Raw genomic sequence first — 20981 nt, 5'->3', positions numbered from 1 at the left:
GGCCCAATTCGACTTTCCCCAGCAGAAGCCGGCGCGTTATAAGGCAAGCTCGCACTCACCAGTCCGAGCCCGTGGAGCCCATGATGCAGACTCTCAGCCTCTCCCCTGCCGATCGTGAAGATGCCCGACGCGTTGCTGCCGAGCTTCGAGTCCGCTGGGAGCTCGACCAACGGCTGCAGCCCTATCGTCATCACCGCTTCGACCACCACGCGTCGACCTGGCCTCAACTCCACCTGGAAGACGTCACCGGGATCCCATTCCTCGACGACATCGTGGGCATCGAGGAGTATCAGCACCGCGCGCGCGTGCGCGCAGGTAGCCGGGATCTCTTCGCCGCCAGCACCACCCCGGTGCCCGGCTACGAGGCCTACTGCCAGACTTCTCTCAAACTCGGAGCCCCCCGGCTCCTTCTGGCCGCCGATGATGATCCACGTGCGATCGCCCGGGCCTGCCGGACCCCGGAAGCGCTCGATCACCTGAGCGCTCACGCCCGCGCTGCGCGCGGGCTAACCATCCACCCTTACATGGCCATTGAAACCGTCTGGGAACTGGCCGAAGCCTTCAGCAACCACGCCGATATGCCCTGCGCCGTCCTCGGCCCGCCCCCTCCCATTTTGTGGATCGCAAACGACAAGAGCCACCTCTCCACCCTGGTTGAAGACGTGCTCGGGCCAGAATGGATCGTCGAGACCCTGCGGGCCTCGACTCCTGAGACCATCGCCAACGCGCTCTCGGAACTCGCCACGCGTTGCGACCGCGTCGGCCTCAAGCGCACCCGCTGCGCCTCGGCGATGGGCAACCTGGTGCTCGACGCCCGCAAGATTCGCAACGCTCCTCCCGACGAGGTCCTCAACCGGGTTCGCGCTTTCCTCACCCGCACGCAGTGGAGTGAAGGCGAAGACGTACTGATCGTGGAGTGGGTTGAGACCGATCTATCCCCCTCCACCCAGGTCTGGATCCCTCCGGCGTCCGAAGGCCCCCCCAGGCTCGACGGCGTCTACGAACAGCTCCTCAAAGGCCCCGAAAAAATGTTTCTCGGCAGTCGCCCCTCAACCCTGCCCGAGGCACTGAACCAGCGAATGGGAAGGGCCTCCCTCAAAGTCTGTGACACACTTCAACACCTGGGCTACGTGGGGCGCTGCTCCTTTGACTTCATCGTCTCCGGCGATCCGAACTCCCCCGACGCGCATCCCCAGATCACCGAGTGCAACGGCCGCTGGGGCGGCACCTCCACCCCCATGCATCTCATCGATCGGCTCTTTGGCCAGCCTCCCACAGCCCGCCCCGACTACATCGCTACCGACTTCTACCTCCCCGAATCTCACCGGGGCATGACCTTTGAAGAACTCTGCGATCTGCTGGGCGATGATCTCTACAGCGCCGAACACACACGCGGCAGCTTTGTGCTCTACAATGTGGGCCCACTGGCCGAACTCGGAAAATTTGACATCATCGCCCTGGGAGACTCGCCAGCCCGGGCAAAAGCAAATCTGGAAGAAACGCTGCCCGAGCGCCTGGGGCTCTAAGCGCCGCGTTCGCACGCCTGGCACCAGTGCGCTCAATCGCCTCGTTCGCACGCCTGGCACCAGTGCGCTCAATCGCCTCGTTCGCACGCCTGGCACCAGTACGCCCCACCGGCTCAATACTCCCAGGCCACCGCTCGCGGCTGCCCCACTGCGGCGCCGGTCATCTCCGAGCCCAACCGACCATCCCGGGAGCGTCCCCAGCAATAGAGCTTGCGACTCTCCCGCTCAATCGCACAGCTATGCTCGCCACCGGCGCTCACCTGACTCCAGCTTCGAGTTGAAGCCACCTGTACCACCTCGCTTCTTCCCTCTCCGGCATCGCTGCTGATCTGCCGCCAGGTGTTTTCCCCCCAGCACCAGAGCCCTCCCTCGGTGTCGATCCCGCAGATGTGCTCAGCCCCACCGCTGAGCACTGCGATCGCAGCAGTCTCAGCGATCGGCGTCGCCGCCAACGAAATCACCGCCCCCTCCGGGTCCTCTCTTACATCTTCGCCCCAGCAATACACCTCCCCGGTGCTGTCGCGGCCACAGCTGTATCGCTCCCCAGCGACCAGCCGCGTCAACCCCTGAGCCCCGGACACCTCCAGGGCCTCGCCAAACGTCGCCTCTTCCAACGTATGCCCCACCGCACCATGGGTGGTATCGCCAAAACACCAAACACTATCGGCCGCCCCTGCACAGGTATGCGTCGGCCCCACTGCCAGCTCCCCTGACCAGCTCCCCGAGGCCGCATTAATCTCCACCATCATCCCCTCCGAGTAGCTGCTCGCCGGCCCCACCTGCCCCGCTGCCCCGGAACCCCAGCAATAGAGCTTACCCACGCGCACCCCACAGCTATGCTCGGCACCCACCTCGACCCGCTCCCAATCGCTGCGCATCCCCAGGCGCGTCACCCCTACCCACTCCCCCTCTCCCGGCGCGGCCTGATTGAGTTCATTGCCCCCCCAGCAGTAGAGCCTGCCCTTCTCATCAATGCCGCAACTATGCGCTTCGCCCGCACTCACCCAACTCCACCGGCCGTCAATGCGCAAGGGAGCCCTGGCCTCGGTAACCCCCGCCTCCCCAAGCTGCCCCGAATCATTGGCTCCCCAGCAGTAGAGATGCTGATTTTGTAGAATCCCACAGCTATGCCGGCCCCCGGCGCTGACCATCGCCCACTTTGGAGCCTCAACCTTAAAGCGTCGCTCCTCCACCTCGCAGAGCGTCCCATCGCGACGGCAGGCCTCCACTTCCAGCAGGTAGCGTCCCAACTCCATCACCTCAACTTCCACCGGTGACTGACTGCAATCGAGGTACATCTTCGTGGCGCACTGTGCCTCATCACATCCCTCACCCAGCTGCCAGAGTCCGCACTCCAGCACGCACTCGGCCTCCTCGCAGGCGATCTCCAGGCTCCCCACATTTCGATAGAATCGATCGACCGAGAGCTCCCCGGTCACCACCAACCCCACCCCCGGACGAGCCTCAAAGTCCCACCATACGTCAGCGCCCACGTGTGCTTGTGCCCGCGCCCGCACTCTCAGGCGATGCTCCCCCTCGCTCACATCCTCCCAGATATAGGGGCTCTCACAGGTGTCATACTCCCCCTCATCACGCGCGCACTCCAGCGCACAATCCGCAGGCTCACAGGCCAGCTCAAAGATCGCGCTACGCCCCCGCGCCATCGTCTCCGGCCCCTGAAGAATGGTGGCCACCGGCGCCTCGCCATTCTCTGTTCCCGGAGCATCCAACGCGGCCTCCCCGTCGAACATCAACACGCAGCCGCAGAGCCCGGCCCACCACCACACCACACAACTCCACGCAAGACCTCTTCGCATGGCTCACCTCGCCTTCTAAAGCAAAAGTGTGATCCAGCGCGTCCACAGCCTCGACAACGTCGCGCGCCCTCCTGTTCTCTTATGATGAGGCCCACGCTAGCACAGCCCGAACCCGGCGGCCAGCGCAGGCATCCCCGGCACTCCTCAGCGCTCGGCCGGCTCCTGGTTCACCTCCACCAACGCCCGATAGAGCTCTTCGCCCCGGGCCTCGGCCAGCTCGCTGAGCACCCCGGCCAGCTCCAGCTGATCCTCGATCAGCGGAGCGAGTTCTTCGAGCGACCAGGCTCCGACCAGCTTGATGCCGTTGATAAAGAAGGTCGGCGTGCCCCGCACCCCGGCCGCATAACCCGCGTTCACGTCGGCCTGAATGCGCGCGGTCACCTCGTCGCTGCGCATCCGCGCGTAGAGATCCTCACCTCGATATCCGGCCTGGCGCGCCATCGCCTCCAGGCGCTCATCGCTTAAGTCCTCCCGCGACTCAAAGAGCAAATCGTGCATCGCCCAGAAATCCCCCCCGTCTTCCACCACCACCGAAGCCGCCGCCGCGTGTGCCGCGCGCGGATGCATCGGCAGGGGATAATGCTTGTACACCAGCCTCAATCCCCGCTCACCATAGTGTTCCACCAGCGCATCCCAGGTACCCCGCGCCTGGTTGCAGAACCCGCACTGAAAATCAGAAAACACCACCACCGTTACCCGCGCATCCTCGGCGGCGGCTCCGGCCACCGGTGACTCGCCAACCGGAATCCAGGCCACCTCAAACTCATCCTCGGCGGCCTCCTGCTCCACCTCGGCCACCGCCTCCCAGTCCACCGGCTGATAATTCTCCAGCGTACGTCGCCAGCTCACCGACTCGGCCGCCACTCCGGCCTTAAGCAACGCCTCCGACGCTGCGCTCTCCTGATCGACCACGGCCATCCACTCCTCGGCGCTGACCAACCCCACCACACGCCGACCATTCACAAAGTACGTCGGCGTACCCTCGACCCCCACGCGCTCGCCAATCGCCCGGTCGCGCGCGATCACCTGCGCGCGATACTCCCCGTCGCGATCCTCTCGCCAGCGCTCCACATCCAGCCCCAGCCTCAGCGCGATCGCCTCCAGACGCCGCGCACTCAGGTCCTGCGGAGCGGCATACACCTCCCCCAGAAACTCCCAGAACTTCCCCTGGGACTCCGCCGCCAGCAACCCGGCCTGCGCCCCCCGCAGCTCCCGGTCCTCCCCCGGCGGCCAGTGCCGGTAGAGCACCCGCACTCCCTGGCGCTCGGCCATCATCTGCTTGAGCATCTCGTGCCCGCGCGCACACGACGCACAACGCAAGTCGGCAAACACCTGCACCGTCACCGGCGCGCTCGCCACACCCCACACCGGCGCCCCGTCGGTCGGCAGTGGAATCAGCGCATCGATCGACTCCCCGGCGAGCCGGGCCCGCTCCAGCACCTGATTGCGCCGGGCCTGCTCGGCGGCCTGAGGCGACGCGCAGTACGTCAGAAAACGCTGCCCCTGCGCGCTGACACACTGCGCCGAGCTCAACTCTTCCACCGAGCCACCACTCGTCGCACAGGCACTTGTCAGGACGACCACCGCCGAAAGCACACCCACATACGCACGCTTCATCATCTTATGTTCGCTCGCTTGGGCCACCGAAACGGCCCCTCATACCAGAAAGCCCATAACCCCAACAAAACCATACCCTTACAAACCAAACCCCACCTTCAAATCCCCGCCCACACCGGCTTGCCCATCACCCAGGGTGCGATCACCAGAATCACCACCGCCCCCAGAAAGTAGAGCCCCCGCACCGCCCGCAATCGCCGATCGAGTCGTGCCCGCGACGCCTCCAGCGCCTCGCCACCGTGCGACACCTCCTCGAGTTTGAAGCCCCGCGGCAGCGCACGCTGAGGCCACACAAAAAACGCCACCAGCAAGAGCGCCACCACCGGTGTGGGCTCCCGATCCAGCCATCCCTGCCAGTTGGCCGCCAGCCCCACCGCCACAAAGAGCGCGTAGCACACCGCACTCACGCGCACCCGCCAGCGCAACACCCGATCAAAGCGCTCCAACTCCCGCATCACATCTCCAACCATTGCCGGCTCCTCGACCCTCTCTGCGGATCCATGGCGGCTCTATAACATATCCTCCGGATTCGCGTCCTACCCCCACGGCTCCCCCCGGCCTTCTCCTGCCAGTTTGGCCCCCACAACGCGCAGGTTTTGCGCCCTTTCGGCGCCACAACGCTCTTCTCCCTTCCGCCGCACCTGAGGTCTTGGCCCGGGCCCTCTGATACGGTAAAAACCACTTCGCTAACTGGTTCTTTATTTGCTCTCTTGAGGTCGATCATGGGTGCGTCTCACTCCCTGTCCAAACTCCTCCCGCTGGCGCTCTTCGGAGGGCTCTTCTTCACCACCGGCTGCAGCCTCACCCTGGACCTCGACCAGTGCAGCGACGCCAGCGAATGCGGAGCCAATCAGATCTGCACCTCCGAGGGCCTCTGCGCCGACCCCGGCACCGCCCCGAACAATCAACTCACCGGGGGGCCCTGCCAGCGCCTGGAGGGCGACACCGACAGTGAGAACGCCTTCGTGATGGGCGTCGTCCTGGAACTTTCGGGCTCCGGCGCCGGCTTTGGCACGCCGATGCTCGAATCGATCCTGCTGGCCACCGATAACATCAACGGCTTTGGCGGCATCGCCGGACGTCGCCTCGGTCTGGTCGTCTGCGACACGCAGGGCAATAACGCCACCGCGCGCCAGGCCGCCGAACACCTGGTCAACAACGTCGGCGTCAGCACCATCATCGGGTTTAACTCCAGCCAGACCATCAGCATCAGCCAGGACATCACCGTCCCCAACGACGTGCTGCTGATGAGCCCCTCGGCCACCGCCCAGACCATCAGTGGGCTCGCCGACAACGATCTGGTCTTCCGCACTGCCCCCAGCGATGAAATCCAGGCCGAGGCCTTTGCCCGGCTCCTCTCCCACACCCTGGAAACCACGCTGCCGGAAGCCGAGATCACCGCGCCCAAGCTCGCCATCATGACCCGGCGCAACGACAGCTACGCCAACGGCTTAAGCGAAACCATCATCCCCCTGCTCCCGACCGAAATCACCTCCGGCGGCGAGGATCGCTTCACGGTCAACAACTACACAAACTCCGGCGTCGGCGAGCCCGTCGACTACACCGGAGACGTCGCTGTCGTCGCCAGCCAGAGCTCCCCGCCCGACGTCATCGCCATCCTGGGAAGCGCTGAGGCCTGGGAGTTGATCGACTACTTCGAGCTCGCCCTCACCAACCAGCCCCTCTACGTCGGCGTCGACGCCATGAAAAACGCCCAGCTCGCCGGGCAGGCCGATCCCGAGTTGGAAGGACGCATCTGGGGTACCGGTCCGCGCAACATCGGCGACGCCGGCTACCTGCCCTACCTGACCTTCCGCACCCAATTTCAATCCAAGATCGAAGACGACCCCGACAAATATCAATTTGTGGCCAACGCTTTTGATGCGGTCTACGCCCTGGCCTTTGCTGCCGCCGCCGAGGGCTTCACCGGCCCCGAGCTCGCCCGTGGCCTGCGCCGCCTCAATCAGGGCCCCGAGATCACCCCGCGCGCCGTCGAGGCCCAGCAAGCGATCAACTCATTGCTCGCCGGGGACACCATCACCTACCTGGGCGCCAGCGGTCCGCTGAACTTCGATGAAAATGGCGATCCACAACCCACGCCAATCTCGCTATGGTGTTTCCAAGACGCATCAGTCCCCGAAGAGGGCGAGATTCTTTCGGAATCCCGAGAATTCACGCCGCTGACCTGCTCCGACTCTTGAGGCCTGCCGACCTCGGCCGGCCCCTGCCTGTTGAGGCTCCGCCATGACGCTGCTTCGCCGCCTTACTGGTTCCACTGCGCTCCTTGTACTCCTGCTGGCCTCAGCCACCCTGCCCTGGAGCGGCTGCAGCCTCGTCCTGGAGACTCAGACCTGCCAGTCCGACGCAGACTGCCCCGGCGGCGGCACCTGCACCGAAGACAACCTCTGCACTTCTGCCAGATGCTCCGAGGCGCTGCCCTGCCCCGGCGGCCAGCTCTGCTCCGAGAGCGGCCAGTGCGTCGCCGGCGGCAACCTGCTCGCCGCGCCCTGCGAGCTGAGCTTTGGCAACATCTCCGCGGACAACGCTTTTAACATCGGCGTGCTCCTGCCCCTCTCAGGCCCCGAGGCTGGCTTTGGCCGCCCCCTCCTCGATGCCATTCGCCTGGCACAGAGCGACTTCAACAACATCGGCGGCGTCCTCAACCGCCCCCTCGGCCTGATCGTCTGCGATACGCAGGGCCTCGACGATCAAGCCCTGGCCGGGGCCTCCCAGCTGGTCGAAAACGCCGGCGTGGAAGCCATCATCGGCCCGGACTACTCCAGCCAGACGATCGACATCGCCACCAGCCTGACCATCGACAACGAAGTCCTGCTGATCAGCCCCTCGGCGACCGCCGCGACCATCAGCGGGCTCCCCGACAACGACCTGGTCTGGCGCACCTCGGCCAGCGATGTCATCCAGGGCATCGGCCTGGGCGAACTGATCGCCTTCATGCTCCGCGACGTCGTCGACGATGAGGCCCCCAAACTCGCCCTCCTGGCCCGGCGAGACGACACCTACGCCGAGGGCCTGCGCCACGCGCTCCTCGAGCAGCTCCCGGCGGAGGTCACCGGCGGCGATGCCACCCGCTTTGCTCCCTACAATTACGCCAACGCCAGCGCCGGACAGACCGGCGACGATTACTTCGACACCGTCAGCGACATCATCGCCGACGCCAGCGTGAGCGGAGAACCCGATCTGGTCGTCATCCTGGGTTCTGGCGAGGCCTGGGACATCGCCTCCGCCCTGGAAGACGGCTTGAGCGGCGAGCCCTTCTACGTCTTTGTGGACGCCGCCCGAAACACCGACCTGGCCGCCCAGGCCCCCGAGACCTTAAGGGGCCGCGTCTGGGGCACCGCCCCCCAAAACATCGGAGAGTCGGGCTATGCCCCCTACATCAGCTTTCGACTGAAATTTCGCGCCGAGTATCCCGGCCAGGATCCGGATGACTACCAGTTTGTAGCCAACGCCTTCGACGCCCTCTACGTGGTGGCGCTGGGCGCGGCCGGCGGTGGTTTCACCGGCCCCGAGATCGCCCGCGGCATGAAACGCCTCAGCGAGGGCACCCTCATTGAACCGGGCCAGAGCGGCGCGCAAAACGCCGTCAATATCCTCAGCGGCGAAGGCAGCGTGAACTTCCGCGGCGCCAGCGGCCCGCTGAACTTCGATGAACAGGGAGACCCCCAGGCCAGCCCCATCGCGCTCTGGTGCTTAGATTCCGAAGGTCTCCCCGAGCTCGGCGTGATCCTCGACGACAAGCTCGCGTTCCTCCCCCGGCGCTGCGGCGAAGGCACCGAAGAGCCCGGCGACCAGGGCGATCCCGATGCCGATGTGGGCGCGGACGTGGGCCCCGACGCCGATTCGGAAGACACCGGACTCAACGACAGCGCCCGATCCGACGCCGGCCCCTGAGCCGAACCCAACGTCGCCGCGCTCGCCACCGACCAGACCGGAGCCCGTGATGCCTCTCCTCGATCCTTCGACGCACTTCGTGATCACGGGCTTTGAACCCTTTGGCGACAACGCCTACAACCCATCCTGGGACACCGCCCAGGCTCTGGCCGAAGGCCTCGGTCTTCAGGCCCACCTCCTCTCGGTGACCTACTCCAGCGCCGCTCAGTTTGCCCGCGCCCATCTGGAGGCCCGCCCGGCGGAGCAGCGCTTAAGCCCCACCCTCTTCGTCCATCTGGGGCTGGCCGCACGGCGCACCCGCCTCTCGTTTGAAACGCGCGCGCTCAATCGCCGTAACAACACCCCGGACAACGTCGAGCGCCCGCTCAACCCCCGGCTACCCGACGAGCAGCCCCTGCGCGCTGATGATCTGGAGCAGCGCCACCCTCATCTCGATCTGGCTCGCCTCTGCACCCTCTACCAGGAACTTCGCGCGCCAGATCTTCCCCCGGGTCAGCTCAGCCAGGACTGCGGCGCCTACGTCTGCAACGCCTTGCTCTACCACTCCCTGCGCGCCGCGGAGCTCGCGCGCCAGCGCGGCCAGATCGCCGACGCCATCTTTCTTCACCTCCCCCCGCTCTCCCCCGAGCAGGCTCACCAGCTGGGGCACACGCTGGCCACCGTCTTTCGCCGGGCCGGTGGAGATGAGCTCAACGCTTAAGCCCCTGATCTTCGGCCACCTCTTCGAGCATTCGGCGCAACCACTTATGCGCCGCGCTCCGATGGGTGCGCGGGTGCCAGGCCATCGACACCGTCCCCCGTTCCAGGCTCAGCGGTGGATCCAACAGCCGAATCGGTAAAAACTGCGCAAAGCTCTCCGCGACACAACGTGAGGTGGTGAGCACGTAATCCGTGGTCGCGACCAGATGCGGCGCGACCATAAAGTGCGGCACCACCACCGCCACCCGACGTTGACGCCCGATCTTGGCCAGCGTCATATCCACCACCCCCTCGTCATCTCCCCGGGGCGAAACCAGGATATGAGAGAGCTCGCAGAACGTATCCAGATCAAGCGTCTCACCGACGCCGGGATGATCGGCGCGCACCACCGACACCAGATCCAGCTGAAAGAGATCTCGACGGTAAAGCGTCTCCGGCACATGTTCGGGAAGTCCCAGGGTGAGCACCAGATCGAGCTCGCCGCTGGCCAGACGTTCGACCGGTGAAGCCGCGCCGAGCTCCCGCACCCTTAAGTCCACCGCCGGCGCCTGCGTTTCGAGCAGCTCGATCAGCGGAGGCAGCAGCACAAACTGCGCATAGTCATTGGTGGCCAGGGCAAAGCGACGCCGACTGCGGGCTGGCTCAAAGACCTCCGGCGCCGAAATCGCCGCCTGCAACGCTCCCAGCGCCTCTTTAAGCGGCACGGCCAACTCGCGGGCCCGCTCGGTAGGCACCATGTGACGCCCGGCTCGCACCAGCAGCTCGTCACCAAAAACCTCTCGCAATCGCCCCAGCGTGTGGCTCATCGCCGACTGGCTCAACCCCACCTGCCGGGCCGCCTCGCTGACGCTTCTCAGGGTCAGCAGCACGTCGAGCGCGACGAGAAGGTTCATATCAACGGTCTTTAAATCGATGTGCTTCATAGTCTAAATATACCATATGCATTTGGAAGATAGAAAGCCGTGCGCAAACTATGGGTGTCGCGGCGAACACCTGCCGCATCACGAACTGCCGCCTACCTACGCACTGCGTTCCTCACAGGAGTCACATCATGGCCAACGCCACCTGGAACTTCGATCTCTCCCACTCTGACATCGCCTTCAAAGTTCGCCACATGATGTTTGCCAAAGTCTCCGGTCGCTTCACCAACTGGACCGGCACGCTGGAGTTCGATCCGGAAAACCCGGGCGACGCCACCACCTCCGTGAGCATTGAGACCGCCAGCATCGACACCGCCAACAACGATCGCGACAATCACCTGCGCTCGGGCGACTTCTTCGACGCGGAGACCTTCCCAACCCTGGAATTTAAGAGCACCGGCTTTAAGACCGAGGGCAAAAAACTCCTCGTGGAAGGCAACCTCACCATCCGCGATCAGACTCACCCGGTCACCCTCGACGCCGAGTTCCTGGGCAAGGTCGTCGACCCCTGGGGCAACGATCGCGTCGGGTTTAGCGCCACCACCATCATCAACCGCAAAGAGTTTGGCCTGACCTGGAACCAGGCCATGGAGGCCGGTGGCGTGTTGGTCGGCGAGAAGATCGAGATCGAAATCAACGTTCAGGCCGTCAAAGCCGGCTGAGACAGGCGCTCGCCAGATCACGCGCGCCGACATCGCGATCCTACCTACACCCTGCGAGTCGCGCGTGATCTGTGTTGAGCACTAAAAAGGCCGCCGGGCGATCCCGGCGGCCTTTTTTTTAATCTCGCGCTCAACCTTCTGCGCGTGATGGACCTTGCTTAGAAGTCCACGAAGCTCTCCAGCTGCTTGGCGCGGCTGGGATGACGCAGCTTCTTAAGCGCCTTGGCCTCGATCTGACGGATACGCTCGCGGGTGACGTTAAAGTCCTGACCGACCTCTTCCAGGGTATGGTCGGACTTGCCGCCGATACCAAAGCGCATGCGCAGCACCTTCTCCTCACGCGGGGTAAGCGTGGAGAGCACCTTGCGGGTCTGATCGGAGAGGTTGGAGTTGACCACCGCCTCCGACGGGTTGACCGCTTCGTCGTCCGCGATGAAATCGCCCAGCGAGCTGTCCTGCTCTTCGCCGATGGGCGTCTCCAGGCTGATCGGCTCCTTGGCGATCTTGAGCACCTTGCGCACCTTCTCGACCGGCATATCCATCTTATCGGCGATCTCATCGGGCGTAGGCGGACGTCCCAGGTCCTGAACCAGGTAGCGCTCGGTGCGGGCGAGCTTGTTGATCGTCTCGATCATGTGCACCGGGATACGGATGGTACGGGCCTGGTCGGCGATCGCGCGGGTGATCGCCTGGCGAATCCACCAGGTCGCATAGGTCGAGAACTTATAGCCACGCTGGTACTCGAACTTATCGACCGCCTTCATCAGGCCAATATTGCCCTCCTGAATCAGGTCCAGGAACTGCAGCCCGCGGTTGGTGTACTTTTTGGCGATCGAGACCACCAGACGCAGGTTCGCCTCCACCAACTCGGCTTTGGCGCGCTCGGCGATCTTCTCCCCGGCGAGCACCGCCTGGTAGGTGATGCGCAGGGAGTTCACCGACTGGCCGGCTTCGATCTCCACCGCACGCACCCGGCGACGCAGGCTGCGCATCTCCTGATAGATCTCGTTGAAGCGACCCGCGGTCATCCGGCGGCGCTCCAGGTGCGCCAGCGCAGCTTCATCCCCGGCGCGAATGCCTTTGGCGATCTCGGTGGCCTCGACAAAGTTCAGACGCGTCAAACGCTGAGCCCGGGCCAACTCGCTCTCGGCCTTGTCGATGCGCAGGATCATGCCCTTGAACTTGGCCACGATCTTGTCGGTGTGCTTCTTGGTCAGACGCACGTTCTTCATCAGCGCAAACATCTCGCGACGGTTGGCCTTGATCTCTTCGCGCAGCTTTTTGCGATCGACCAGCGAGATCCCCCGACGGGTGATCAACTCCTCGCCCAGCGAGCGATTGCGCCGGTGCAGCTGGCGCACCCGATCGATCTGATTGAGGAACCAACGCATGCGCTCATCGAGGCTCATCTCGATGACGTTGCCCTCTTCATCCCGCGGCAGATCTTCGGGGTTGGGCGCCTGAAGCACGCTGGTCAGCTTAACCTTCTGAGCCTGCACGCGGTTGCCGAGCAAAATCATCTCGCGCACCCCCACCGCCGTGCTGAGCACCACGGTGAGGATCGTCTTCTCGCCCTCTTCAATACGCTTGGCGATCTCAACCTCGCCCTCGCGCGTCAGAAGAGGAACCTGACCCATCTTGCGCAGGTACATGCGCACCGGATCGGTTCCCTTCACAAAGTCGTCGCTGCCCTTGGTCACCTTGGCTTTTTGCGCCTTGGTATGCGGCACATCCTCATCGGGCTCGACCGGCGGCTTGTACTGCGCCGGCTTGTCGACCATCTGAATCCCCAGCTCCTCGAAGAGCATCATCATATCATCGAGCTGCTCACTGGAGAGCGTCCCCGCAGGTAGCGAGTTGTTGACCTCGTCATAGGTCAAAAACCCCTTTTCCTTCCCCATGTCGATGAGCTTTCGAACTTCCAGACTGGTCGCTCGAGGGTTCGATTGGGCTGTGAACATCAAACTTCTCCTTGGTACGTGCCACTTCGACCGACGCGTTCGCGGTCGGCGCTGTCGTCGCGTTTACTCCCCCACCCCCGTCTAGATAGATGGTCGAGGAGGCCGGGGCAAGAAACTGCGCTCCGAGATGATTATTCCGGGCGAACTCAAAGGATTTCGCTAAATTATCAACGCCTTATCCTGGCTAAAGGGGTTGTGGAATGGGGTGCTCTCAGCCGGCCGTCGACTTCGCCGCATTCGCATCGAGGTCGAGGGCTTTGCGAAACTGCCGAACCTGCTCAAGTTGTTCACTGATCTGCGCAAAACGCTCGCGCTCGCTACGAAAGTCGATCCCTTCGAGCTCGCGCTGCAGGTGCTCATCCATACGCACCGCCCAGGCCTTTTTAAGGGTTCGCACGCAATCGCGATACCAGCGCAACGCCTCATCCGGTGCATACAGACGTTGACTCTCAACCTCGGCGAGCGCCTCGATCACCGTCTGACGCATCCCGCCGGGCGGGGTGGCCTCCAGGAGTAGCGGCCGATTGATACCTTGATGGTGTTGATAGTGGTTTTGGACCACGTGCAAGAAGTCGGCAAGTTCTTGACTGAACAGCAGTTTGTCAAGCTCTTCGCGGAAAAAGTCGGCCAACCACACGGGTTGATCAAGCAGGACGGCCAGCACACCATACTCTGCGCTCAGAAGTCGGGTGCCCTGACTGGCCTTGAGCACCGCCGCTTTAGCCTGATCGCGACGCTCCGCGGGGCGCTTGAGATAGTCTTTTAAAAGCGCCGGATCAATGCTCAGTCGACGCGCGATCTCCCGGGCATAATGTTCCCAGGCCGCCGGCTCGCTGATCAGGTTAAGCACCGCGCTGACCTCTTCGAGGGCCCCGATGCGCGCCTCGATCGTGGCGCCTTCCACCGGCTTGATCACCCGCTCGATCGCCCAGCCCGCCAGGGGTTGCGCTCCTTCAATGCGCGCGCGCAGCGCCTGGGCGCCCTCGCGGCGCACGAAGGTATCGGGATCGTCGGCCTCATCAAAGCGAACTACCAGGGCCTCCAGCCCGGCGCTCTCCAACGCGCCCAGACAGCGCAACGTGGCCTCCTCTCCGGCGGAGTCGCCATCAAACGCGATGACCACCCGGCGCGCATAGCGCTTGAGCAGGCGAGCCTGAACCTCGGTCAGGGCGGTGCCCATGGGCGCCACGGTCATCTCCACGCCGGCCCCGTGGAGTGCGATCACATCGAAGTTCCCCTCCACCACCAGCGCGAGCTCTTCTTTACCAATGGCCGACTTGGCGACCTCCAGCCCGTAGAGCTGCTCCCCTTTGGTGTAGAACGAGGTCTCCGGGGAGTTGATGTATTTTGCTCCGCCCCCATCGCTGGCCAGGGCGCGGCCGCCAAAGGCCAGAGTGTTCCCCCAGACGTCGACCACCGGGAAGACCACCCGGTGACGGAAGCGATCGTAAAAACCGCCCTTGTTGTTGGGGATGACCAGCCCGGCCCGCTCGAGCCAGCTGGGCTTATACCCCTGCTTTCCCAGCGCGTTGATCGTGTGATCCCATCCCTCCGGCGCGTACCCCAGACCGAAGCGACGCGCGGTGGCTTCATCAATGCCGCGCTCCGCCAGGTAGCGACGGGCCACTTCACCGCGCGCGCCCCAGAGCTGAGCCTCATAAAACTCACGCGCCGCGCCCATGATCGCCAGATAGGCCTTTTTGCCTTCCCGACGCTTGCGGGCGCGCTCAGCCTCCTGAGGGCTCTCCTCCGGGATCTCCACACCGGCGCGCTCAGCAAGCGTGCGTACGGTCTCCGGAAAGCTCCACCCCTCGATCGACATCAGAAACTGGATGACGTTGCCACCCTCGCTGCAGCCGAAGCATTTGTAGATGCCCATGCCCGGATGCACGTTGAAACTGGGGGTGTTTTCCTCATGAAAAGGACACAGCCCCTTGTAGTTATGACCGGCGCGCTTGAGCGAGACGTACTGCTGGATCGTCTGCAAAATATCCGTGCGAGCGAGCACGTCTTCAATCACGGACTGCGGTATCAATCCCATGAAGTCTCATCGTACGGGGGAGGGAGTCGCCGGAAGCCCGGACTAGAAGAGAAGGCCGCCGACATATCGCGAGCCACGCGCGTCGAAGCCCTGGCGCGCGGTGAACCGACGGGCCCCTGTGCCGACGAAGAGGTCGGCACAGGGGAGACGCCGGTCGATCAGTGTAACAGCCGGTCTCCCCCTGTCAAATTTGGTGGAGTATTAGCGCTCCACACAGTAAGCGCCCGGCGCGAGCGTGGGGAGGTCATCACGGCAGCGCTCGTCGTCCTCACAGTCGTCGCAGGGGCAGTTAAGACAGCCACGTGCCGGCCGCACATCGGTACACCCGACACCGCCCCAACTCCGACGGCATATCTGATCGGCGGAACAGACTTCGCCACAGGTATTGCCGCCAATAGCTTCCGGCCCACAGTAGAGCGCGTGGACTCGTTCATTCAGCGGAATGCAGGCGAGTCCCGCACCCTGGGAGCACTCGTACTGCACCCAATCCTCACATCCACCAGAACCACAGGTACCGGCCTGGCAATGCCCCAGATTGCAACTGGTATCACAGGCGCCGCAGTGACGCGGATCGCGCTCGGTATCGACGCATTCACCGCCGCAGAGCGTTAATCCGGGACGGCACTCGCACTGGCCCAGATTGCAGATCGCGCCGTCGGGACAGGTGTTGCCGCAGCTGCCGCAGTTGTTGGCATCGCGCATCACCTCCACGCACTCGTGCTCCTGACCGCAGGCTTCCATCTGACCGCTGCACTCACACTGCCCGTTCAGACAAACTCCGAAGCCCTCATCGCAGGCATTGCCGCAAGCACCGCAGTGGAGCGGATCGCTTAAGAGATCCACCTCCATGCCATCGCAGGTATCGGGCGGGGTACCGCTGTCCGGCGTGCCCGTATCTGGCGTGCCCGTATCTGGCGTACCCGTATCTGGCGCGCCCGTATCTGGCGTACCCGTGTCCGGCGTACCCGTGTCCGGCGTGCCCGTATCTGGCGTACCCGTGTCCGGCGTACCCGTGTCCGGCGTACCTGTATCAGGCGCGCCCGTATCAGGCTGAGAGCCACTCACATCCGCGCCGGAGTCACCGGATGCGTCGGGATCGCCGATGTTCCATCCCGTATCGTCCTCCGAGGAGTACGCGGGCGTTTGCGGATCAAAGCTGCATCCTCCCAGCCCCAGGCCCACCACCATCAACGCCGCAAAGATCCGCCGCTTGCTCATCATCGCCTCATCCTCTGTGTGCACAAAATATGCGGGGGCATGTCATCGTTATCTTCAGGCCCCCCCGCTGCGCGGGGCGGCCACACAAGCTGTACTCGACGGTTCCCAGTTTAGGCGATCGTCGGGCAACTCGCCACTTGGCAACATCTTTCGGCGGGTGTAGCTCTGCGCTCCCCCCCCCGCGACGCCTGCTCACCCGGCGTCCACCCGCAACGTGCGAGGCCCCCCTGTGACACATCCTTCGACCGAGACTTATCTGCGCGGCCCCTGGGGCAGCTCCGTACGTATTGAAGACGATCTGTGGCGGCTGCGCCTGAAAAACCCCGTCGGCACGCTGCTGGTCAACACCTTTGTATACCGCCACCGCGACACGCTGGCCGTCATCGATCCGGGCTGGCCCTGGGATCTGCAACTTCTTGAAGATGCGTTGGTAGAGCTGGGATTCGGGGGCATCGCGGCGGTCACCGACTGGCTGTACACCCACAGCCACATCGATCACATGGGCTCGGCCGCGCTTTTGCAACAACGCAACGATGCCCCGCATATGATCTGGCCCTGGGTCGAGGCCGAGCTGGGGCAGTGGCATCACTATCAGGATCGCGTCAACGACTGGACCCCCTGGGTCGAAGAGGCCTTTGCGGAGCCGCTGCGCTCCAAGATCCTGGCCGCCAGGCTCGGTCGGAGCGCCGGGGGTGCGCGCATGCTCGAGAACTTCGGCCCCGGCGCGCTGACCCACACTCGACGCTACGAGATCGGCGAGTCGATCGCCGTGGGCGCGCTGCGGCTGCAACTGGTCGATGCCCGCGGCCACGATCCGAGCCACCTCGCCCTGTGGGAGCCCACTCGCCGGTGGCTCTTCTCGGGCGATCTATTGCTGGCCATGCCCAGCCCACTGAGTCGGGCGATGGGCGACGATCTCGATCTTTACGAGGCCAGCCTGCGCCGCGTCTCCGACCTCCCGGCAGAACTCCTGCTCACCGGCCATGGCACCCACCAGCGCGGCGATGATATCGCCCGGGCCGTGGAGCGCTCCGCCCACCAGGTGGAGAGCCACGACCTTGCGCTTCGCCAGGCCCTCAACGCCGAACCCACCGATCTTTACACGCTGGCCACGCGCATGGTCGGCGGCAAAGAGCTGGAGCCCACCTCACGCTGGTGGGTGTACCTGGCCAACACCGACACCCATCTCCAGCGCCTGGTCGCGCGCGGCGAAGCGCGCCGCCTCGACTCCGATGAGGGGCCGCGCTACGTCACGCGCTAACCCCCTGCGCTTCGGCCAGAACGGGCTCCGCGCCCGTCCGCCCAAAGCTCCCTCTCTAACCAGACCAACGCAAAAAGCCCGAGGCTGCTCGCAGCCTCGGGCTTTTTGCATGATGCGCTAAGACGCCCTTATTCGACCGTCACACTCTTGGCCAGGTTGCGCGGCTGATCCACATCGGTGCCCTTAAAGTCGGCGATGTGATAGGCAATCAGCTGAACGGCCACCACCGAGATCAAGGGCTGCACAAACTCCGGAACCTCCGGTAGTCCGATGACCACATCGGCAAACGCCTCCAGCCGGGAGTCATCCTGATTCCCGATGGCGATGATGCGTCCGCCGCGCGCGCGAACCTCTTCGAGGTTGGATGCCGTCTTCTCATAGACCCGGTTACGAGGGCATAGCACCACCACCGGAAGCTGCTTGTCGATCAACGCGATCGGGCCGTGCTTCATCTCACCGGCCGCGTAACCTTCGGCGTGGATGTAGCTGATTTCTTTGAGTTTCAGCGCCCCTTCGGCAGCGATAGGGAACTGATTGCCTCGCCCCAGATACAAGAAGGAGTGCGAACGGGAGAACTGACGCGCGATCGTCTCGTAGGGCGCCATATCCCGCAGCATCACCTCCATCTCGGCGGGCACCTGCCGCAACGCCTCAATGAGTTCGCGAGCCTGCTCCTCGCCAAGCGCGCCCCGAAGCTGCCCCAGGCAAATCGCCAGCATCCCCATGGCCGCCAGCTGCGTGGTGAACGCCTTGGTGCTGGCCACACCGATCTCGGGGCCAGCGTGCGTGTAGAGCACCCCGTCACTCTCGCGGGCAATGGTCGACTCGATCACATTGCAGATGCACAGGGTGCGCGCGCCCAGGGCGCGCGCCTCACGCAGCGCCGCCAGCGTATCGGCCGTCTCGCCAGATTGGCTCACGCCAATGACCACCGTATTGTTGCTGACAATCGGATCGCGGTAGCGGAACTCGCTGGCCAGCTCCACCTCCACCGGGATGCGAGCGTGTTGCTCGATCATGTAGCGACCGACCTGCGCAGCGAAGTAGCTGGTGCCACAGGCCACAAACACCAGCTTGTCGATCGCCTGCACCGAGGCCTCATCCAGTCCCAGCTCGGGCAAATTGACTTCGCCACGCTCCACACTCACCCGACCGCGGAGCGTATCGATGATGCGAGCCGGCTGCTCAAAGATCTCCTTGAGCATGAAGTGCTTGTAACCCTGCTTCTCCGCCGAGATCGGATCCCAGCTGATGCGCTTGACCGGCCGTTCCACCGACGCGCACGCCGAGTCAAAAATCTGCAGCCCCTGGCGACTAAGCACCGCGGTATCGCCATCTTCCAAAAACACGAACTCCCGGGTGTGACTGAGCACCGCCGGCACATCGGAGGCCGCAAAAGCCCCTCCGGGGCCCGAGGCCACCACCATCGGGGAGGCAAAACGCGCCACCACCAGCTCCTCGGGGTTGTCGCTGAGCATGACCAGCAGCGCGTAGGAGCCCTCAATACGCTCCAGCGCCTGGCAGGTAGCCTGGTGCAGGCTTTCAGCGCCCTGCTCCAGCGCATCGTCGATCAGGTGCGCCACCACCTCGGTATCCGTCTCACTGGAGAACTCACGGCCGCGGGCGCGCAGCTCTTCTTTGAGCTCCATGTAGTTTTCAATGATGCCGTTATGCGCCACCACCACCTGACCGGCGCGGTGCGGGTGGGCGTTGAGTTCGGTGGGCCGTCCGTGGGTTGCCCAGCGGGTGTGTCCCAGACCGATCGTGCCCTCGAAAGGCTCCCGATGGTACGCCGCCTCCAGACGTGCCAACTTCCCCTCGGCGCGGCAGATCTGCACCTGGCCCGCGTCGTCAGCGATGGCGATACCGGCCGAGTCATAGCCGCGATACTCCAGCCGCCGAAGCCCGCTAAGCAGAATATCACTGCACGCCTGCTCCCCAACATACCCCACGATTCCACACATAGAATCCTCGCTCTTTTGATCCGCTCTCGGGACATCCCTGTCGTCGAACTTATCTTGCCCGCCGCCTAAAGCGCCGGCTACCCGGCCGCCCCTCCGGCCTAAATACGGCGAGGCGGCCTCTCGACCGCCTCGCTTCTAGCACATCTTCGGGGTCCTGCTCACCATCAAGGTGCGATCCCGAAACGACAAGGCTCAGGGAGCCTCTTGAAGCTCGGTGGGCACCGTCTCAAAGCGCACCCCGATACTAAACGCGCGCCCCTCCTCGGTATCGACATCCGCCGCACCGGAGAGCAACCCCAGCGCATGGCAGAGCTGAGAGTTGGCCAGCGTCTTACAGGCCGCCGAGGCGTTGTTGCAGTTGCTCACATCGCTCTGCTCGAGCTCGCATACATAACGATCGTTGTTACCGGCGCCGTCGTACGTAAAGAGCAGCGGCGTATCCTGAATGCACTCACAGGCCAGGGCGGCTTCGTTCATCGACTCAAAAAAGCGATCGCGTAAAAGCACACCGGCGAGCTCTCCTTCCATAAGCCCAAAACCTCCACCGGCCTGAAGATCGGCCGGCGGGTCTTCGACCACCCGGGCACGGATCTGCACATCGGTCAGCTCCAACACGATCGCGTCGAGCATCCCGGGAAACGCGGCGTTGAGCTTGCCGCCGGTGGCCCGCAGCGTGCCCCCCTCATCCACCCGAGCCGAGGCAAACGCAAAGCGCGGCTCCCCGCCTTCATAACTCTCGGCGCTGACCACCACCGAGCCCTCCCCGGCCAGGTTCGTCGTCGGTGTTTCCACCGAATAATCCCCTTCCAACACCTTGAGTTCCAGGGCGGAATCAAACGCGGTGTTGCCCCAGTCGCGGGCCTCCATCAAGTACATAAGCAGCCCGCGCTCAATGGCGAGCGCAATATTTCCATTGACGTCTCCCCCCAGGAAGGGCCCCAGCGCGCCCACCACATCGGCGCCCAAAAAGTTATCGATGCGATCATCGCCGTTGAGATCGGCGCAGCAGGTCTTGTCGGTCACGATCTCAAACTTCGAGAAGAGGCTCCCCGGACCATAAGGCCCCTGCGGGCAGGCAGCATCGTCCGAAGGATAAGCACACGCCACCGGCGGGTAGTCCTCCTCATCGGGCCCCGGATCGGTGTCCGGCACGCTGCTGTCTGGGCCACCATCCTCGGCAACATCTTGCGCGTCAGGGTCAGAATCCACATCCCCCCCGCTTTCGGCGTCTCGCTCCTGGCCCCCGACGTCGGTGCCACTCTCGGCATCGAGCCCATTCGTGCCCCCGGGAGCGTCTCCGGTACATCCCGCGCCCACCATCCAACCTGCAGCCAGTATCACCAGCGCCAGAACTCGGAGTCGATCTCTCATGGCCTGCCTCTC

General features: G+C 64.1%; 15 protein-coding genes. 6 read left to right on the top strand and 9 right to left on the bottom strand.

Annotation, left to right across the window (positions count from 1 at the left end; all coding sequences use genetic code 11):
* Positions 1–83: 83 nt before the first annotated feature.
* A complete protein-coding gene (locus DL240_RS06765; RefSeq protein ID WP_111729107.1) occupies positions 84–1526 on the top strand; it encodes a preATP grasp domain-containing protein in 1443 nt (480 codons plus the stop codon).
* Positions 1527–1639: 113 nt separating this feature from the next.
* On the opposite strand, the gene DL240_RS06760 is transcribed toward DL240_RS06765, so the two are convergent.
* From DL240_RS06760 to DL240_RS06750, 3 genes are all read right to left on the bottom strand, one after another.
* Positions 1640–3343, bottom strand: a complete 1704-nt coding sequence (locus tag DL240_RS06760) for an RCC1 domain-containing protein (protein WP_111729106.1) — start codon at positions 3341–3343, stop codon at positions 1640–1642.
* 144 nt (positions 3344–3487) lie between these two features.
* Positions 3488–4963, bottom strand: a complete 1476-nt coding sequence (locus DL240_RS06755) for a DsbA family protein (protein WP_146618151.1) — start codon at positions 4961–4963, stop codon at positions 3488–3490.
* 95 nt (positions 4964–5058) lie between these two features.
* Positions 5059–5430, bottom strand: coding sequence for a hypothetical protein (locus DL240_RS06750; protein WP_111729104.1), 372 nt, complete (start codon positions 5428–5430; stop codon positions 5059–5061).
* A gap of 252 nt (positions 5431–5682) precedes the next feature.
* Between DL240_RS06750 and DL240_RS06745 the strand changes: the two genes are divergently transcribed.
* The 3 genes from DL240_RS06745 to DL240_RS06735 are packed head-to-tail and all read left to right on the top strand — an operon-like array spanning position 5683 to position 9572.
* Positions 5683–7161, top strand: a complete 1479-nt coding sequence (locus DL240_RS06745; protein WP_111729103.1) for an ABC transporter substrate-binding protein — start codon at positions 5683–5685, stop codon at positions 7159–7161.
* Positions 7162–7204: 43 nt separating this feature from the next.
* The gene (locus DL240_RS06740; RefSeq protein ID WP_111729102.1) at positions 7205–8872 is read left to right on the top strand and encodes an ABC transporter substrate-binding protein; all 1668 of its coding nucleotides are present in this window, start codon (positions 7205–7207) and stop codon (positions 8870–8872) included.
* Between the two features lie 49 nt (positions 8873–8921).
* Entirely contained in the window at positions 8922–9572 is a 651-nt protein-coding gene (locus tag DL240_RS06735) for a pyroglutamyl-peptidase I (protein ID WP_158542406.1), read from the top strand.
* Here DL240_RS06735 and DL240_RS06730 read toward each other — a convergent pair.
* Positions 9562–10464, bottom strand: a complete 903-nt coding sequence (locus tag DL240_RS06730; RefSeq protein WP_158542405.1) for a LysR family transcriptional regulator — start codon at positions 10462–10464, stop codon at positions 9562–9564. The two genes, DL240_RS06735 and DL240_RS06730, sit on opposite strands and share 11 nt — an antisense overlap.
* Before the next feature lie 158 nt (positions 10465–10622).
* Between DL240_RS06730 and DL240_RS06725 the strand changes: the two genes are divergently transcribed.
* Complete coding sequence (locus DL240_RS06725) at positions 10623–11153, top strand: YceI family protein (protein ID WP_111729099.1); 531 nt, start codon at positions 10623–10625, stop codon at positions 11151–11153.
* A gap of 158 nt (positions 11154–11311) precedes the next feature.
* Here the strand turns inward: DL240_RS06725 and rpoD are convergent, their stop codons facing one another.
* The 3 genes from rpoD to DL240_RS06710 all read right to left on the bottom strand — a co-directional run bounded on the left by rpoD (position 11312) and on the right by DL240_RS06710 (position 16376).
* Positions 11312–13114 (bottom strand): RNA polymerase sigma factor RpoD, encoded by a 1803-nt coding sequence (gene rpoD, locus DL240_RS06720; protein WP_111729098.1) that lies wholly within the window; start codon positions 13112–13114, stop codon positions 11312–11314.
* Positions 13115–13325: 211 nt separating this feature from the next.
* Positions 13326–15155: a DNA primase gene (gene dnaG, locus DL240_RS06715; RefSeq protein WP_111729097.1), complete on the bottom strand. Its 1830-nt coding sequence runs from the start codon at positions 15153–15155 to the stop codon at positions 13326–13328.
* 201 nt (positions 15156–15356) lie between these two features.
* Positions 15357–16376 carry a hypothetical protein gene (locus tag DL240_RS06710; protein WP_111729096.1) on the bottom strand — a complete coding sequence of 340 codons (1020 nt, stop codon included), beginning with the start codon at positions 16374–16376 and terminating at the stop codon, positions 15357–15359.
* Positions 16377–16602: 226 nt separating this feature from the next.
* Between DL240_RS06710 and DL240_RS06705 the strand changes: the two genes are divergently transcribed.
* Positions 16603–17634 (top strand): MBL fold metallo-hydrolase, encoded by a 1032-nt coding sequence (locus tag DL240_RS06705; protein ID WP_158542404.1) that lies wholly within the window; start codon positions 16603–16605, stop codon positions 17632–17634.
* Between the two features lie 128 nt (positions 17635–17762).
* Here the strand turns inward: DL240_RS06705 and glmS are convergent, their stop codons facing one another.
* Positions 17763–19598 carry a glutamine--fructose-6-phosphate transaminase (isomerizing) gene (gene glmS / locus DL240_RS06700; RefSeq protein ID WP_111729094.1) on the bottom strand — a complete coding sequence of 612 codons (1836 nt, stop codon included), beginning with the start codon at positions 19596–19598 and terminating at the stop codon, positions 17763–17765.
* A 192-nt stretch (positions 19599–19790) separates the two neighbouring features.
* Complete coding sequence (locus tag DL240_RS06695; protein WP_146618150.1) at positions 19791–20969, bottom strand: hypothetical protein; 1179 nt, start codon at positions 20967–20969, stop codon at positions 19791–19793.
* Between the last annotated feature and the right edge of the window lie 12 nt (positions 20970–20981).

Origin of the sequence: Lujinxingia litoralis (assembly GCF_003260125.1) — a bacterium.
Lineage (GTDB): Bacteria > Myxococcota_A > Bradymonadia > Bradymonadales > Bradymonadaceae > Lujinxingia > Lujinxingia litoralis.
The sequence above is the reverse complement of the archived record's forward strand: the minus strand, read 5'-3'. Positions and strand labels throughout refer to the sequence as shown.

Bases quoted from the DNA above. Each gene is read 5' to 3' on its own strand.
- DL240_RS06725 (WP_111729099.1), top strand. From the start codon at position 10,623: ATGGCCAACGCCACCTGGAACTTCGATCTCTCCCACTCTGACATCGCC.
- rpoD (WP_111729098.1), bottom strand. From the start codon at position 13,114: ATGTTCACAGCCCAATCGAACCCTCGAGCGACCAGTCTGGAAGTTCGA.
- DL240_RS06765 (WP_111729107.1), top strand. From the start codon at position 84: ATGCAGACTCTCAGCCTCTCCCCTGCCGATCGTGAAGATGCCCGACGC.
- DL240_RS06730 (WP_158542405.1), bottom strand. From the start codon at position 10,464: ATGAACCTTCTCGTCGCGCTCGACGTGCTGCTGACCCTGAGAAGCGTC.
- glmS (WP_111729094.1), bottom strand. From the start codon at position 19,598: ATGTGTGGAATCGTGGGGTATGTTGGGGAGCAGGCGTGCAGTGATATT.
- DL240_RS06710 (WP_111729096.1), bottom strand. From the start codon at position 16,376: ATGATGAGCAAGCGGCGGATCTTTGCGGCGTTGATGGTGGTGGGCCTG.
- DL240_RS06750 (WP_111729104.1), bottom strand. From the start codon at position 5,430: ATGGTTGGAGATGTGATGCGGGAGTTGGAGCGCTTTGATCGGGTGTTG.
- dnaG (WP_111729097.1), bottom strand. From the start codon at position 15,155: ATGGGATTGATACCGCAGTCCGTGATTGAAGACGTGCTCGCTCGCACG.
- DL240_RS06745 (WP_111729103.1), top strand. From the start codon at position 5,683: ATGGGTGCGTCTCACTCCCTGTCCAAACTCCTCCCGCTGGCGCTCTTC.
- DL240_RS06760 (WP_111729106.1), bottom strand. From the start codon at position 3,343: ATGCGAAGAGGTCTTGCGTGGAGTTGTGTGGTGTGGTGGTGGGCCGGG.
- DL240_RS06740 (WP_111729102.1), top strand. From the start codon at position 7,205: ATGACGCTGCTTCGCCGCCTTACTGGTTCCACTGCGCTCCTTGTACTC.
- DL240_RS06695 (WP_146618150.1), bottom strand. From the start codon at position 20,969: ATGAGAGATCGACTCCGAGTTCTGGCGCTGGTGATACTGGCTGCAGGT.
- DL240_RS06735 (WP_158542406.1), top strand. From the start codon at position 8,922: ATGCCTCTCCTCGATCCTTCGACGCACTTCGTGATCACGGGCTTTGAA.
- DL240_RS06755 (WP_146618151.1), bottom strand. From the start codon at position 4,963: ATGATGAAGCGTGCGTATGTGGGTGTGCTTTCGGCGGTGGTCGTCCTG.